This window comes from Bifidobacterium sp. ESL0682 (assembly GCF_029392815.1).
Taxonomy (GTDB): Bacteria; Actinomycetota; Actinomycetes; order Actinomycetales; family Bifidobacteriaceae; genus Bifidobacterium.
On sequence record NZ_CP113942.1, the window covers coordinates 689,136 to 704,552 of the forward strand.

The window sequence follows — 15,417 nt, forward strand, 5'->3', positions numbered from 1 at the left end:
CGTGTGCCTGATGCTTTTGGCAGTTCCAAAGCATCAGGCACACGGGCCGTTTTGCGGTATATCCAACTATCAATGACGATAAAATTATGCAATTTGTGATGAATATTCTATGAATATTGGTGTCCAATTCCCTAATTATCTGTTTCGCATAGTGAGATAAACTACGTCTGCCTGAATCTCTGCTTCATAATGGCAGTAATTGGGGATGGCATAGACGTTCGGTTGGAGTTTTACGTAATGTTTGTGTTTTCGAAGTTGTGAATATTCATTATTCTCGCATAATTCGTTATTTCCGATTGCTGAAACTAAGAGAGGTTACCTTCTATGAAACATAAGAAGATATTGGCCGCCTTCACGGCGGTGGCGGCTTTGACGTCGCTCGCGGCCTGCGGTGGAGTGAAACAAGACGCGTCGTCGTCCGCAAAGGATTCTTCGACGATCACTATCGGCACCACCGATAAGGTCGTCAGCATCGATCCTGCTGGTTCTTTCGATAACGGTTCATATGCCGTCGAATTCCAGATCTATCCGTTCCTGTATGCGCAGAACTACAATTCTTCCGAAATGAGCCCGGATATCGCGGCCGATGGCGGAAACTGGAGTGCGGATGGCACAAAGTTCACCGTCAAGATCAAGCCCGGCCTGAAGTTCGCCAACGGTCATGCGTTGACCGCTCAGGATGTGAAGTTCACCTTCGACCGTGTCAAGAAGATCAACGATGAGAACGGTCCGTCATCCCTGCTCGCCAACATTAAGTCCGTCGATGCACCGGATGACACCACCGTGGTCTTTACTTCGTCTGTGCCGAACGACGTGACGCTGAAGCAGGTGCTTTCCAGCCCCGCGGGTCCGATCGTGGATCATCAAATCTATCCTGCCGACAAACTGGCCACCAGTGACGAGATCATGAAGGGTCAAGGCTTCGCCGGCCCGTACACGCTGAGCCAGTTCAAGCAGAACGAGAGCGCGCAGTTCTCCAAGAACCCGGCTTACAAGGGATTGACCCCTGCCAAGAACAAGACCGTGCAGGTCAAGTACTTTGCCGATCCTTCGAACCTCAAGATGGCCGTGCAGCAGAGTTCTGTCGATGTGGCGTCCAGAACGCTGAGCCCGACCGATATCCAGGATTTGCAGAAGAGTGGCAAGGTCAAGGTTGTCAAGGGCCCCGGTGGTGAGGAGCGTTTCATCGCCTTCAATTTCAAGATCATGCCCTATGGCGAGAAGACATCCAATCCTGACCCGAAGAAGGCCACTGCGGTTCGCCATGCGTTCGCTGATCTGCTCGATCGCGAATCCATCGCCAAGCGCGTCTACAAGAACACCACATACAGCCCGATGTATTCCTACATTCCCAATGGGCTTACCGGCCATGAGGATACGCTGAAGGCCAAATATGGCGATGGTCACGGAAAGCCCAGCTTGGACAAGGCCAAGAAGACTTTGGACGAGGCCGGAGTGAAGACCCCTGTCGATTTGAAGTTGGAATACAACAGCGACCATTACGGCGCGGCTTCGGCTGATGAGTATGCCGCGGTGAAGTCCCAGCTGGAGTCGGGTGGCCTGTTCAAGGTCGATTTGCAGCAGACCGAATGGGACCAGTACAACAAGAACCGTGTGGTCACCGCGAAGTCTGACGGCGCTTACCCGGTTTATCAGGCCGGCTGGTTCCCGGACTATCCGGATCCCGACGACTATCTTTCCCCGTTCTTCCGTGATGGCAACTTCGTCAATAACGGTTACAAGAACACCACGATGAATGAGTTGATTGCCAAGGAGGCGGGTGAACAAGACGAGACCAAGCGCGTCGAGATACTGAAACAAATTCAGGACATGGCCGCCGATGATCTTTCGGTCATTCCGCTGTTGCAAGGTTCACAGGTTGCAGTAACCGCGCCGAACATCAAGGGAGTGGTGTTGGACGGCTCGTTCCGCTTCCGCTACGCTTCTATCGTCAAGTCCTGATAAAATAAATAGATAATTCGTTTTTGTGCGGATTTGACATCTCAGCGTTGATACCGGTTACGGCTTTTCAGTACGGGCCGGTATCATGCTGTTTAAATGTTATTAATTTGAGGAATTGGTAAGATATGTCTGAAAAGACTGCCGATCAGGTGGACGCAAAAGCGCCATCAGAGGCAAAGAAACCTAAGAAGAACAGGTTGTCAGGCGGGTTTTTCCGCTTCGTGCTGACAAGATTCCTGTTGATCATTCCCACAGTGTTCATTCTGGTTACCGTTGTGTTCTTTGTTATGCGTGCCACCGGCGATCCGATTTCGGCCGCACAGGGCGGCAGGCTGAGCCCCGAGGAATTGCAGCGTCGTATTCACGCCGCTGGCTACGATCGCCCGCTTATCGTACAGTACGGCGACTATCTCTGGAAACTGTTGCACGGCGATCTCGGCACCACGTTGACCGACAATCAGCCGGTCAGCTCGATTCTGGTGCACTATGGTGCTGCGACCTTCGAGCTCGCCATCCTGGCGCTGATCGTCGCGCTAGTGGTCGGCATCGGCCTGGGCCGTGTGGCTGCTCGACATCGTGATCACGCCTCCGACGCCAGCATCAGGGTCTTCGCCATCCTCTGCTATGCCACCCCGGTCTTCTTCCTCGGCCTCGTACTGAAGCTCATCTTCTCCTCTTGGCTGGGTGTGCTTCCGAGTTCCGGACGCTCCTCGATCGACAGTGAGATGCAGTTCGGCAGATTGGTTTCGCCGACAGGCTTCTATATCATCGATGCGCTGCAGCTGGGCGATATGAAGGTGCTCGGCGATGTGCTTCAGCACGCCATTCTGCCAGCCATCGCGCTCGGCTTGCTGACCGCGGGTGTGTTTATCCGCTTGGTCCGCACCAACGTCATTTCTACTTATAATTCCGGTTACGTCGAGGCGGCACGTTCGCGCGGCGTTTCCGAGAAGCGTCTGCTTTCCAAGCACGCCTGGCGTCCCGCGCTCATTCCGATTATCACGGTGATGGGCATGCAGATTGCAACGATGCTCGCCGGTGCGGTGCTGACCGAGACGACCTTCGAATGGAAGGGCCTTGGCTTCATGCTTTCGCAATATCTGAAAGCCCGCGATTTCGTAGCGGTGCAGGGCATCGTGATTCTGATTGCCGTCATCGTGGCCGTCGTCAATTTCATCGTCGACGTCATCAGCGCGTTGATTGACCCGAGAGTGAGGTACTGATTTGTCTAGAGGAACTTCTGCTTCCAGCGCCGTTTCGCTCTCCAATGACGAACGTCTGGAACATCTTAACGCCAAGAAAAAGCAGTCCTGGTTCTCCAAGCTGCCCCTGATCAGCGAACTGCGTATGTCGGTCGGCTGGCAGCGCGGCATGCTCATCACCGGCCTGGTTATCACTATCTTCTTCGTGCTCGTGGCTATTTTCGCGCCGGTTTTGGCACCTTACGGCTATGCGCAGATCAAGGACGCCAACGGTGAGGCATTCCCGACCCAGTCAGCGCCCAGCGCCGCTCATCCATGGGGCACCACGGTTGCTGGCTTCGACGTGCTGAGCCGTACCATCTGGGGTGCGCGTACCGCTGTCATCGCGATTATCGTCGCCGTCCTGCTTTCCATCTTTGTCGGTGTGCTGCTCGGCCTGGTCTCCGGCTACTTCGGCGGCTGGATTGACCGCGTGCTCGTTGTGATTGCCGATGCCATCTATTCCTTCCCGTCGCTGCTGCTCGCCATCCTGATGGCCATCGTCATCTCGGGCGGCCAGTCCAGCCTGTGGGGCGGCATCTTTGCCTCCGGCATCTCAATTACCGTGGTCTACATTCCGCAGTACTTCCGCACCATCCGCGCCGAAGTGATGCGTATCAAGGAATCCGCCTACATCGAGTCCGCACGCGTGGTCGGCGCCTCCACCTGGAGGATTATGACCAAGCACCTGCTCAAGAACTCGACGCGTACGCTGCCGGTCATCCTGACCCTGAACTCTTCGGAAGCGGTCTCCACACTCGCAGGCCTCGGCTTCCTTGGCTTCGGCATTGAGCCGACCGCGGCCGCCGAATGGGGCTACGATCTGAACCGTTCCGTCGCTGACGTCACCGCCGGCATCTGGTGGACCGCCATCTTCCCAGGCCTGGCCATTGTGCTCATCGTCTTGGGCATCACGCTGGTGGGCGAGTCCCTCAACGATCTTGCCGATCCGCGTCTGCGCGCCCGTAAGTCCGCAGCCGAGGTCATCGGTTCCATTGAAGATACGTCCGTCGATCCGAACAAGAGCGACGACGTAGCCTTGGAAATCGACGGCAAGACCATCGATGCGAACGACACGAGTGATATCGCGACTGCGGTCGTGGACGATCCCGTTGTCCCTGGTCTTCCGAATTCCTCAGGAGCCGCAGGACAGTATTCGGACGCTCAGCGTCAGGGAGATGAACGATAATGAGCGAAACGAACAATACACAAGCCGAAGCCGGCAAGGCTTCAAAGTCTGCTGACGCCGCCAAAGAGACTTCCTACGGCCAAGCCGCAGCGAACGCCGTGATGCCGCACCTTTCCAAGGACATGCTGGCCTCGGTCGATAAGCTGGGCGTCTCCTTTGTCACCGACGCAGGCCCCATTAAGGCCGTTGACGACATTACCTTCACCATTCCGCGCAAGAGTGTGGTCGGTGTGGTCGGCGAATCCGGTTCCGGCAAGTCCGTCACCGCACGCTCGATCATCAAGCTGCTGCCTGACACGGCATCGACTTCCGGCGCAATCTACATCTCCAACAAGGAAGGCACCGGCGAGCTTGACGCGTTGAAGCTTTCCGGAGAGCAGCTGCGGCAGCTCCGTGGTGGCGAAGCCGCCATGGTCTTCCAGGAGCCCAACTCCGTTCTGAATCCGGTCTTCAAGATCGGCTGGCAGATCGAAGAAGGCCTGCGTGCCCACGGCATGAAGGACAAGAAGGAACTTCGCGAGAAGTCCATCGAGATCCTGAAAAAGGTCGGTATTCCCGACGCTGAGACCCGTGTTGATTACTATCCGCACCAGTTCTCCGGCGGCCAGAAGCAGCGTATCGTCATCGCGATGGCGCTGGTCTTGAACCCCGGCCTGATTCTCGCGGACGAGCCCACCACGGCGCTCGATGTGACCGTGCAGATGGAGATTCTCGACCTGCTGCGCCTTGCGCGTGATGAGTTTGGCGCCTCGGTGCTCATCATCACCCATAACATGGGTGTGATTGCCGATATCGCCGACCAGGTGGTCGTGATGTATCAGGGCCACGTCGTCGAACAGGGTGATGTGGAGCAGATCTTCTATCATCCGAAGGACCCGTACACTCAGCGTCTGCTGGCTTCTGTGCCGCGTATCGGTGAGAAACTAGTTGTTAAGAACAACGACGGCAGCGTCGTCAAGCGTTCTGTGGATTGGCGCAAGGAACCTGTGGTCGTCGAGGCCAAGGACATGAGCGTTACCTATCCCGGCCGCCTGATGCAGCCCGATTTTGTGGCCGTTAACAAGGTCAACTTTGAGATTCATCGTTCCGAAGTGCTCGGCCTGGTGGGGAGTCCGGTTCTGGCAAGTCCACTACGGGCCGTGCCATCGCCGGCTTGCAAAAGGTCAGCGACGGCTCCTTGAAGGTCTTCGGCGTCGAGATGAATGGCGTCAAGGAACGCGATTTCAAGTCCAAGCGCGCTGACATCGGCTTCGTCTTCCAGGATCCGGGCAGCTCGTTCGACCCACTCATGACCATTGCTGAAAACGTGGCCGAGCCGCTGATTGTGCACAAGAAGTATGCATCGGTTGCTGACGCGAGGAAATACGTCGCCGAACTGATGGAAATGGTGCAGCTTCCGCGCGTCTACATGGACCGCTTCCCGCACGAGCTTTCCGGCGGCCAGCGCCAGCGCGCCTCGCTCGCTAGGGCCCTCGCTCTGAAGCCGTCCCTGCTGATTGCCGACGAGCCGACGTCCGCACTGGATGTGTCCGTTCAGGCCAAGGTCTTGGAACTCTTCAAGCGCCTGCAGGTTGAGATCGGCTTCGCATGCCTCTTCATCACCCATGACCTCGCGGTAGTCGATATGCTCGCTGACCGCATCATGGTGATGCACAAGGGCCAAATTGTCGAACACGGCGACGCCAGCCAGATCATTGAGCACCCCCAGGACGCCTACACCCAAAAGCTCCTGGCCTCACTCCCGGTCCCCGACCCGCGCCAGCAGCGCGAGCGTCGCGCCCAGCTCCATCGCTTGCGCGAGCAAGAGTAAGAGCGACTAAATAGCTATAACTAAGGCGCCTAGCTTTGTGTAGAATTTATTTCCTCACAAAGGTAGGCGTTTTTCTTAATACGGATGCCGATTAACTTTGTTCCTGGTTATTGTTGTTCGTATTATTGGATTAAAAGTTTTGGAGACAAGGGACGAATGACCTATACAGAGCTACTCATTTTGTACTTGGTGGTTTAAACAATGGTTGGGTCGAGTGACGTGATTATGAAGGTTGTTTGATGAATGACCTATACAGAGAATAGTAAACTTGTTGAATTTCTAGTCGGTGCCTTTGTAAATTGCATAAGATAGTGTAAACATGAAAACTATACTGGGATAGATGAGATATGCAAGGGAGAGATCTTGTGAATAGCGAACTCGATTTTGAAATGGAGCTGATTCACCATCTCGAGTCCATCGGTGGAACCAAGCAGTGGGAATACTTACCAGAAGTTAAAACATTAGATGCCTTGTGGATGAATTTTCGTTCTATTCTTGAGAGAAACAACAAAGAGAAATTACAAGGAACTTCACTTTCTGATACTGAGTTTGCTCAGGTCAAGAAAGTTATTTGTGGTCTTGGATCCCCGTATGAAGCCGGACGCTGGATTTATGGTATGAATGGTGTCACTCAGGTCGAGGTAGACCGTGATGATAAGTCAGATGGCAGTAAAGGTGACCATATATTTCTGACGGTTTTTGACCAGTCCAATGTCGGGGCTGGGAATACTGTCTATCAAATTGTCAATCAGATCGAGCATCCAAGGGTTTTGGCAGGTCGAAAGCAACGTCGTTTTGACACCACATTGTTGATTAATGGTCTACCTGTTATTCATATCGAAGAGAAGTTCCACCATCATGATGCGCATGAGGCATTGAATCAAATTCGCCAATATATCGACGAAGGCCAGTTTAGTGACATTTTTTCGACAGTTCAGATATTGGTTGGTATGACGCCTGATCAGGCGTTGTATATGGCTAATACTGACTCCGAATCATTTAATACGGATTTTGCTTTTCAATGGCAGCGTGAAGCTGATAGCAAGCCTGTTTGGGGTTGGCGAGAGTTTGCTGATCTCATGCTTTCCATCCCAATGGCCCATCAAATGGCTACCAATTACATGATTCTTGATGGGGATCCCAAGCATAAGAATCTTATTGTAATGCGTCCGTATCAAGTATATGCCACCAAACGTGTGATTAACGCTTTGAAAAAATATACCTTCGGAGTCGACAAACACGAAGTCGGCTACATTTGGCATACCACGGGCTCGGGCAAGACCATCAGTAGCTTTAAGACCGCTTGGTTGGCGTCTCGTCTACCTAACGTCGATAAAGTCGTATTTGTGGTTGACCGCGTTGCTCTTACTGATCAGACATTCGCTAAATACAACGCTTATGACCCTGATACGGATGATGAAAACAATAACGGTGTTGTTTCCGACACGGCTAATACGGGAGTTCTTGCACAAAAGTTGCGTAGCAAGCAGTCCAACAATACCATTGTGGTAACCTCCATTCAAAAGCTTGACCGTTTATGTAAGCGTGACTCATTTGTTGTTCCAGATAAGAATTTTGTTTTTATCGTAGATGAAGCTCACCGTTCCACTAACGGTGACATGCTCAAACGGATTAAAAAAGGCTTCCCACGATCTGCATGGGTCGGTTATACCGGAACGCCTGTATTCGATGGTGATTTGACCCGACAGGCTTTTGGTGATGTTCTTCATACCTATACCATCCGTGAAGCAATTGCCGACGGGAATGTACTTGGGTTCAAGGTTGATTTTGAACATACTCTTAAAGAGGCGGAAATCAAGGATGAACTTTTGCCTAAAATGTTGGAAGAAAAATACCCGAATTGGAATGAAAAGGCCATCAATAAAAAAATTGCCAATATGTCCCCTGACGAGGTTGATGGTTATATTGATTCTGATTTATACGATAATAACGCTAAACATGTTGAAGCTGTCGTAGACGATATTGTCCGACATTGGCGTAATCGTTCAAAAGAAGGCAAGTATAGTGCTATTTTAACTACTCATGTTGGTGGTCTACAAGCTTCTGCTCCGATGGCGTTGCAATATTTTGATGAGTTCCAAAAAAGAATGAGGAACTCATCGCTGAGCAAAAGAATCCTTTGAATGTAGCAGTGACTTTCTCATATGCGACTGATAATTCCGAGCATCAGCTGGAGAAAAATAGGGGATTGCGGCGTGCAATGGATGCTTATAACGCTACATTTGGCACTTCTTATGATGATGAGACCGTTGACGGTTATTTCAAAGATGTCATGAATCGTCTTCGTGGAGAAGATGACGGGCCTAAGCTCGATTTAGTTATAGTCATTGACCAATTACTGACTGGCTACGATGCACCTAAAGTCAATACATTGTATGTTGACCGTACATTGGCTGGAGCCAATTTGATTCAGGCCTATTCGCGTACGAACCGAATTGACAACCATAAAGATAAGCCGTGGGGCATCATTGTTAATTATCGTTGGCCTGAAACTTCCAAGAGATTGATGGATGCAGCGTTGAAGGTGTATGCCAATCGTGAATCTGCATCTGTGCAAGGCGAACTTGACGATCCAGGACTTTCTGGTGTTGTTGCAGAAGATTTTGAGAAAACCCTGTCGGTTGCAAAGAAAGTTGTGAATGAGATTCGTGAGCTTTCGGATGGATTTACCGAGGTGCCTCCCAGCGAGAACGCCAAGCAAGAGCTGGCGAATCTCATTAGTAAGTACGGGACCAAGGTTTCCCAGCTGAAACAGTATACGGAATATGATTATGACCGTCCTGAGAAGTTGTGCCATGAGCTTGGGATTTCAGAAGATAATGACAACTGGATTAATAATTCAGCACGTAATGTTTTGAAGGATTGGGCCGCCAAGCATCCGAAGGATAACGTGCTTGACCTTTCTATGTTGGACTTTGATGTTGAGCATATTGCCGAAGTGAAAATTAATTATGACTACATTGCTGAACTTTTGGCTCAGGTTCTCAATGAAGTTCATGAAGGTAAGGATGCTCAGGAAACGTATGGCACATTCGTACGTGCAACTGACCAACTCGAAGATCGTCGTTTGGCCGGACAGATGAAAGACACTGCTGATGCTGCTATGAACGGTGAGGACTTGAATGTCAAATATCCCGTTCACCCTAATTCTGTAGAAGAATTGGTCAGACAGAGAGCAAAAAATAACCGTCAAAACGCTGTCGCTGATTTCCGACATCATTGGGGACTGGTTGACGTCATGACTGCCGATTTACTTATCGACAAGATGCTAGAGCGGCACACGCTTGATGCAGATGATTTACGTGATGGTGAAGAACTCTCACAATTGCTCGGAATGGCCACCAAGGGACGTGTCTATAAACAGGCTGCGGAAGACTCGGCGGTTCGCGAACTGTCTCCGGTAAAATACCGGAATGAGTTCCGTGCCGCATTCCGTGAGTTTGCGGACTATGTTGTTGCCCATTACTGAGGAAATGAGGAATACTGATGAGTGATGTACAGAATGAAGCTAAAGAGCTTACTTCTCAGTTATGGGCAATGGCCAACGACCTTCGTGGCAAAATGTCGGCTGATGAGTTCCGAGATTATATTCTTGGATTTATTTTCTACCGTTATCTTTCTGATAAACAGGAGAACTATATCGCCAGTGAGAACTTGCTTGATGTAAAAGCTGGTGAGAGCATTAATGATGCGTACAGACGTCAAGCGCCTGTAGACGGTATCGAAGAGTGGCGAGAAGATATAGCTCATGATTTAGGTTACGCTATCGATCCTGAGTACACTTGGACTTCCATGATGCAAGGCATTGCAGATCAGACGATTCATCCTGATTATTTTCAGAATATGTTTGATAGTTTCAAACGCAATGCCGAATTGGCTGCCGAGAGGAATAATTCAAAGAGCGAGAAGGATTTCCGAGACGTGTTCTCGGACATTAATCTTTCCGATTCCAGCTTAGGGAATTCGACTGCTGCAAGAGCCAAAAGTCTTTCTAATATCGCCCAGAAGATTAATGCGGTCACTTTCATGGATGCACAAGGGCATGATTTGCTGGGTGACGTTTATGAATACTTGATTTCTGAATTTGCCAGCGATTCCGGTAAGAAGGCAGGGGAGTTCTACACACCGCATGAAGTTTCCCGTGTTCTGGCTCGGTTGGTAACGTTCAAAGATGCTGAGGCGCTAAATAAAAATGAGAATCCTCTATGGAACTCAGCTCGCAATTTTTCTTTGTACGATCCGACAATGGGTTCTGGTTCATTGTTGCTGACAGTACAGAAGGAATTACCTGCACGTACTGAGTTTGCCTCGACTGTATTCTATGGGCAGGAGCTTAATCGCACCACTTATAATCTTGCACGTATGAATCTGATGATGCATGGTGTCGGTTTTGAAAGCATGAATCTGCGAAATGCTGATACGCTGGAATCAGACTGGCCTGATGGAACAGATGCCAATGGCATCGACCATCCTCTATTCTTCGATGCTGTAGTGGCCAATCCTCCATATTCCCAGCATTGGGATAATGCCGAATCGAAAATGAAGGATCCGCGTTTTAAGGATTTCGGCAAACTTGCACCAAAATCAAAAGCTGATTTTGCATTCGTAGAGCATTGCATTTATCACCTAAAAGATTCTGGACGAATGGCTATCGTGTTGCCTCACGGTGTCTTGTTCAGAGGTGCTGCGGAAGGAACAATTCGTAAGGCGATAATCGACAAGAACTATCTTGATGCTGTTATCGGTATGCCTGCGAATCTGTTCTACAATACATCGATCCCTACAGTTGTTTTGGTTTTCTTGAAAAACCGTAGTCGTGACGATATCTTCTTCATCGATGCTTCCAAAGGGTTTGAAAAGGGTAAGAATCAGAACCATCTGCGTGATGAGGATATCGATATGATTATTGATACTTATGCAGCGCGTAAAGATGTTGATAAGTATGCGCATGTTGCACAACTTGATGAAATCAAAGAAAACGAATACAACCTCAATATTCCACGTTATGTCGATACATTCGAGGAAGAAGAACCGATTGACATTGATGAGGTCAATCGACAGTTGGCTGAAACCGACAAGGAAATTGCCGAGTTGCAAGCTAAGTTCGATGCCATGGTAAAGGAACTGGTGCCGACTGATAAAGCAGACGGTCGGTAATCTTTAACTGTATAGGTCTGTAAGCATTTCAGTATTTTTATTTTTGTTTGATCAACTTACGCTGAAGAAGCAGAGTAAGTGAAGGAGCGTTCCATGTCTGAACAGCCAAAAGGCCAAAAACTGGTACCGCAGCTGCGTTTTAAGGGGTTCAATGATCCTTGGGAGCAGCGTAAGTTATCAGAGCTATTTAATACAACCATTTCTAATAACACAATTTCACGTAATTCCTTGACGCAAACCCCAAGCTCCGTTCAGGACATTCATTATGGCGATATCCTTATTAAATATCCTATGTTGCTGAATGCACAACAAGAAAATATCCCCAGTATTTTAGATACCGTCAATGTTTCTACTGGAAAAAGGGCATTGCAAAATGGAGACATAGTAATTGCAGATACGGCTGAAGATAGTGCGGTTGGAAGAACTATTGAAATCAGGGGTATTTGGAAAGGCCAAAAAGTTGTAGCAGGTCTACATACTGTTCCATTACGTCCTTTAAATAAGATGGGCATAGGTTATCTCGCCTACGCAATGAATTCTCCAGCGTATAGAAAGCAATTAATGGGACTCATGCAAGGTGTAAAGGTACTGTCTTTAACACGTTCAAGTTTATTTCAGACGCAGCTTAGATATCCCAATAATATTGCCGAGCAGTCTCAGATTGGCGAGTTCTTCAAAACTCTTGATGATCTTATCGCTGCCTGCGAGCGTAAAACCGAGCTCCTCAAGAAGCGCAAACGCTACTACCTGCAACAGATCTTCAGCCAAAGACTCCGCTTCAAAGGCTTCACCCAACCCTGGCAAGAGCGTAAGTTAGGAGAACTGTTTGACGAAAGAGCAGAGAGATCAGCTGAGGGAGAGATGCTATCCGTAACTATTGGTAAAGGCATTGTTCGTTCAAATGAGTTGGAGAGAAAAGACAACTCGAGTGCTGATAAGTCAAACTATAAACAAGTAGAACCTAATGATCTCGCGTATAACACAATGCGAATGTGGCAAGGAGCCTGCGGGGTTTCTAAATATTCGGGAATAGTTAGCCCTGCATACACAATTGCGAAGCCAAGAATGAGTACCAATCCTTATTTTTGTAATCAATTATTTAAAACTAACAGAGCCTTATATGTGTTCAGATGTTTTTCGCAAGGATTAACATCTGATACTTGGAATTTAAAATTTCCACAATTCTCCGATATTGGTTTTAAGATCCCATCAAAAAATGAACAAGATAAAATCAACATTTTTTTAACAATATTCGATTTGCATATTTCAGTTAATGATAAATACATTCGTTTGCTGAATCTTAAAAAACAAAACTACCTACATTTCTTATTCATTTGAGTAATTTATGCTATTCTCCGTTCGCTTGTTATTAACAAACAAGTGAACGGAGAATAAGAATGAATAAAAATCAAACATTGCCTATTTACTTCAAACAGTGGATGGAGATGTATAAACTGGGTGCCGTTACCGATGTGACCTATCACAAATACGTTGTCACTCAGAAAAAATTGAAAGAGTTAGTTCCAAATCTACGATTAGGCAGTATAACTCGAATAAAGTACCAGGAACTTCTTAATGAATATGCTTGTACGCACGAACGACAAACCGTTTTAGACTTTCACCATCAAGTAAAAAGTGCCTTACTGGATGCGGTTGAAGAAGGTGTTATTCAGAAAGATCCAACTAGAAGAATCGTTATCAAAGGAACTAAGACTCAAAACCATAAGCCAAAGTTTCTAAACGAAAAAGAATTAGAAGCGCTACTTCAGGAACTTGATCTAAACAGTTCCGTCAACTGGGATTATATGATTTTATTAATCGCTAAAACGGGGTTGCGGTTTGCCGAAGCTTTAGGTCTGACGCCTAATGATTTTAGTTTCCGAAAGCAAGAGATTTCTATATCTAAAACTTGGGATTATAAGTCTCCAATAGGAAAGTTTGCTCCGACTAAAAACTCTTCTTCAGTGCGCAAAGTTCGTATCGACTGGCAGCTTGCGATGCAATTTAATCAACTGCTACAGGGGCTACCAAAAAGTGAGCCCTTCTTTGTTCAGCGGAAGCGTGTCTATAATGCAACAGTCAATGATCGATTGGCAAAGCTGTGCGCGGATGCCAATATCCCTGTTATCTCTGTGCATGGCCTCCGCCACACCCACGCATCGTTATTGCTTTATGCCGGAGTTTCTGTAGCTTCTGTAGCCAAACGATTAGGACACTCAAATATGACTACAACTCAGACCACATATTTGCATGTGATTCGCGAACTCGAGAATAAAGACAATGATAAGGTAATGCAATTTTTGAGTACTCTGTAGACGTTTGCTAATTAAATAAATAAGAGTTGCAAGTAAGCTTGCTTCATTGTCTGGAATAGAAGAATCTGATTCCTTTGTTTATGAAGCAAACCGTCGGAGATATATAGCAAATCACCGATTAGCTTCTGTTCAGCGCTGTTGTCTGGGTAAAAGATGCTTGCTTCTCTTATATGTTTCCAGTCAGCTCTGGGCATTTTAGTGCCAGAAGATTGCTCCGCAACAGTTAAAAAAGCTCGGCTCTGAATAATTCCATATAAGAAATATGGAATTAATTCATTAGAAGTAAAAGCCCATATTTCTCCCGATTTGACACCATTTTCTGTTGCAAGCCACCATTTATGGAGATAAGGCCGTAAACGACCAAAAAGAACATCGTTTTTCCTGAACACACTAGTTGAAGAAGTACGTATTGTCGTATCTCCGGTTACAACTCCACTATCTTCAGATAAGTTCTCAAGTTCAATATCGATTTTTACAGTATCCGAATTATTTGTATTCAAAGATTCTTGACGTATTCTGACGCATGCTCCTAACTTACGCTCTTGCCAGGGTTGGGTGAAGCCTTTGAAGCGGAGTCTTTGGCTGAAGATCTGTTGCAGGTAGTAGCGTTTGCGCTTCTTGAGGAGTTCGCTTTTACGCTCGCAGGCAGCGATAAGATCATCAAGCGTCTTAAAAAACAAATCAATTCGGTATTGTTCAGAAATGGAAGGCAAAATTACTGTCCCCTTAAGAACTTCCGAATTCTTTACCTTCATATCATTTTTTGCACCTTTATTCACAAGCGGGCGCAGGAAATTATTCAAACGAGAAGAAGATTCAAAATAACGTTGAATTATCGGTGGGTATATATTCTTAAGTGGCGAGTAAACTGCATAAAGTGTTGAGACAATGCCTGCCTGTCCTAGATTTGTCTTTATTATTCCGAAAGGTGCTTCTTTTAGTGGGCTTTTCGTGTAAACAATATCGAAATGCTTTACAATTCTGTAATCGCGTACAGATTTACCCGCGAACGAACGACCTTGAAAATCAATTTGATTTACTACGCCTTCTCTGCCTGAAACCGATAAAACATCTTTCTTTGAGAAAGTTCCTTCACGGTTTTTTAAATCAGACGTGGACAAATACCCACTTAACTTACGCTGCTCCCAAGAATGCACTTGCAAAGATACGTTTTTATCGGTTTGTATAAGATGAAACAGATTGGCATCTGTATGCAGATGGCGAAGGTTTTGTAGATTATATTGATCGTTATTATGATGTCAGGGTTCTCAAAGGTTGGAATAGTTTGAAACCGTTTGGAGGTGCTCAATATGAGATAAAGCTGATTGGTCTGTTTCGAAGGACGATGTTGTGGAAAGTACAGTCAGTGTTTCGAATTTATGGCGTTTATGGAGAATAGGCAACTTGGCCACCGTTTATAAACTAACTGGATTGCTTTGGTGTTCCACGTCTTTCGTGCCGGTATTATTTATATGAAAACGATTAATGTAACGAAACATATTATTCTTATTTTGGCTGAGAGGGCATTGTGGAAGAGATTCTAGGAAAATTTATAAACATTTTGCCACCAAAGTTTCAGTGGAGCGCAACTGTAGCTGTGATTGTGTTTCTGCTCTCATTGTTTATTATAAAAGAATTCGGAATAAATCCTTCTTTTTTAATACTGATAAACGTCTTAGGAAGAAAATATTATTCATAGATTCTTTGAAATCAGTTTTGGAT

9 protein-coding genes and 1 pseudogene are annotated in these 15,417 nt (G+C 47.4%); 9 read left to right on the forward strand and 1 reads right to left on the reverse strand.

Features of this window, described 5'->3' with window-relative positions; translation table 11 throughout:
- Nucleotides 1-324 precede the first annotated feature (324 nt).
- The 9 genes and pseudogenes from OZX57_RS02905 to OZX57_RS02945 all read left to right on the forward strand — a co-directional run bounded on the left by OZX57_RS02905 (nucleotide 325) and on the right by OZX57_RS02945 (nucleotide 13,695).
- The gene (locus tag OZX57_RS02905) at nucleotides 325-1,962 is read left to right on the forward strand and encodes an ABC transporter substrate-binding protein (RefSeq protein ID WP_277162640.1); all 1,638 of its coding nucleotides are present in this window, start codon (nucleotides 325-327) and stop codon (nucleotides 1,960-1,962) included.
- A gap of 125 nt (nucleotides 1,963-2,087) precedes the next feature.
- Entirely contained in the window at nucleotides 2,088-3,185 is a 1,098-nt protein-coding gene (locus tag OZX57_RS02910) for an ABC transporter permease (protein WP_277162641.1), read from the forward strand.
- A 1-nt stretch (nucleotide 3,186) separates the two neighbouring features.
- Nucleotides 3,187-4,392 (forward strand): ABC transporter permease, encoded by a 1,206-nt coding sequence (locus OZX57_RS02915; protein ID WP_348637177.1) that lies wholly within the window; start codon nucleotides 3,187-3,189, stop codon nucleotides 4,390-4,392.
- Between the two features lie 101 nt (nucleotides 4,393-4,493).
- Nucleotides 4,494-6,202 (forward strand): annotated as a pseudogene (locus OZX57_RS02920) (ABC transporter ATP-binding protein).
- Between the two features lie 365 nt (nucleotides 6,203-6,567).
- Nucleotides 6,568-8,346 carry a DEAD/DEAH box helicase family protein gene (locus tag OZX57_RS02925; protein WP_277162642.1) on the forward strand — a complete coding sequence of 593 codons (1,779 nt, stop codon included), beginning with the start codon at nucleotides 6,568-6,570 and terminating at the stop codon, nucleotides 8,344-8,346.
- The gene (locus OZX57_RS02930; RefSeq protein WP_277162643.1) at nucleotides 8,343-9,692 is read left to right on the forward strand and encodes a hypothetical protein; all 1,350 of its coding nucleotides are present in this window, start codon (nucleotides 8,343-8,345) and stop codon (nucleotides 9,690-9,692) included. Before OZX57_RS02925 ends, OZX57_RS02930 begins: the two co-directional genes overlap by 4 nt.
- A gap of 17 nt (nucleotides 9,693-9,709) precedes the next feature.
- Entirely contained in the window at nucleotides 9,710-11,380 is a 1,671-nt protein-coding gene (locus OZX57_RS02935; RefSeq protein WP_277162644.1) for a type I restriction-modification system subunit M, read from the forward strand.
- A 93-nt stretch (nucleotides 11,381-11,473) separates the two neighbouring features.
- The gene (locus OZX57_RS02940) at nucleotides 11,474-12,718 is read left to right on the forward strand and encodes a restriction endonuclease subunit S (protein WP_277162645.1); all 1,245 of its coding nucleotides are present in this window, start codon (nucleotides 11,474-11,476) and stop codon (nucleotides 12,716-12,718) included.
- Between the two features lie 59 nt (nucleotides 12,719-12,777).
- Complete coding sequence (locus OZX57_RS02945; protein ID WP_277162646.1) at nucleotides 12,778-13,695, forward strand: site-specific integrase; 918 nt, start codon at nucleotides 12,778-12,780, stop codon at nucleotides 13,693-13,695.
- Nucleotides 13,696-13,706: 11 nt separating this feature from the next.
- Here the strand turns inward: OZX57_RS02945 and OZX57_RS02950 are convergent, their stop codons facing one another.
- The gene (locus tag OZX57_RS02950) at nucleotides 13,707-14,852 is read right to left on the reverse strand and encodes a restriction endonuclease subunit S (RefSeq protein WP_277162647.1); all 1,146 of its coding nucleotides are present in this window, start codon (nucleotides 14,850-14,852) and stop codon (nucleotides 13,707-13,709) included.
- Nucleotides 14,853-15,417 lie beyond the last annotated feature (565 nt).

Bases quoted from the DNA above. Each gene is read 5' to 3' on its own strand.
- OZX57_RS02905 (WP_277162640.1), top strand. From the start codon at position 325: ATGAAACATAAGAAGATATTGGCCGCCTTCACGGCGGTGGCGGCTTTG.
- OZX57_RS02910 (WP_277162641.1), top strand. From the start codon at position 2,088: ATGTCTGAAAAGACTGCCGATCAGGTGGACGCAAAAGCGCCATCAGAG.
- OZX57_RS02935 (WP_277162644.1), top strand. From the start codon at position 9,710: ATGAGTGATGTACAGAATGAAGCTAAAGAGCTTACTTCTCAGTTATGG.
- OZX57_RS02940 (WP_277162645.1), top strand. From the start codon at position 11,474: ATGTCTGAACAGCCAAAAGGCCAAAAACTGGTACCGCAGCTGCGTTTT.
- OZX57_RS02945 (WP_277162646.1), top strand. From the start codon at position 12,778: ATGAATAAAAATCAAACATTGCCTATTTACTTCAAACAGTGGATGGAG.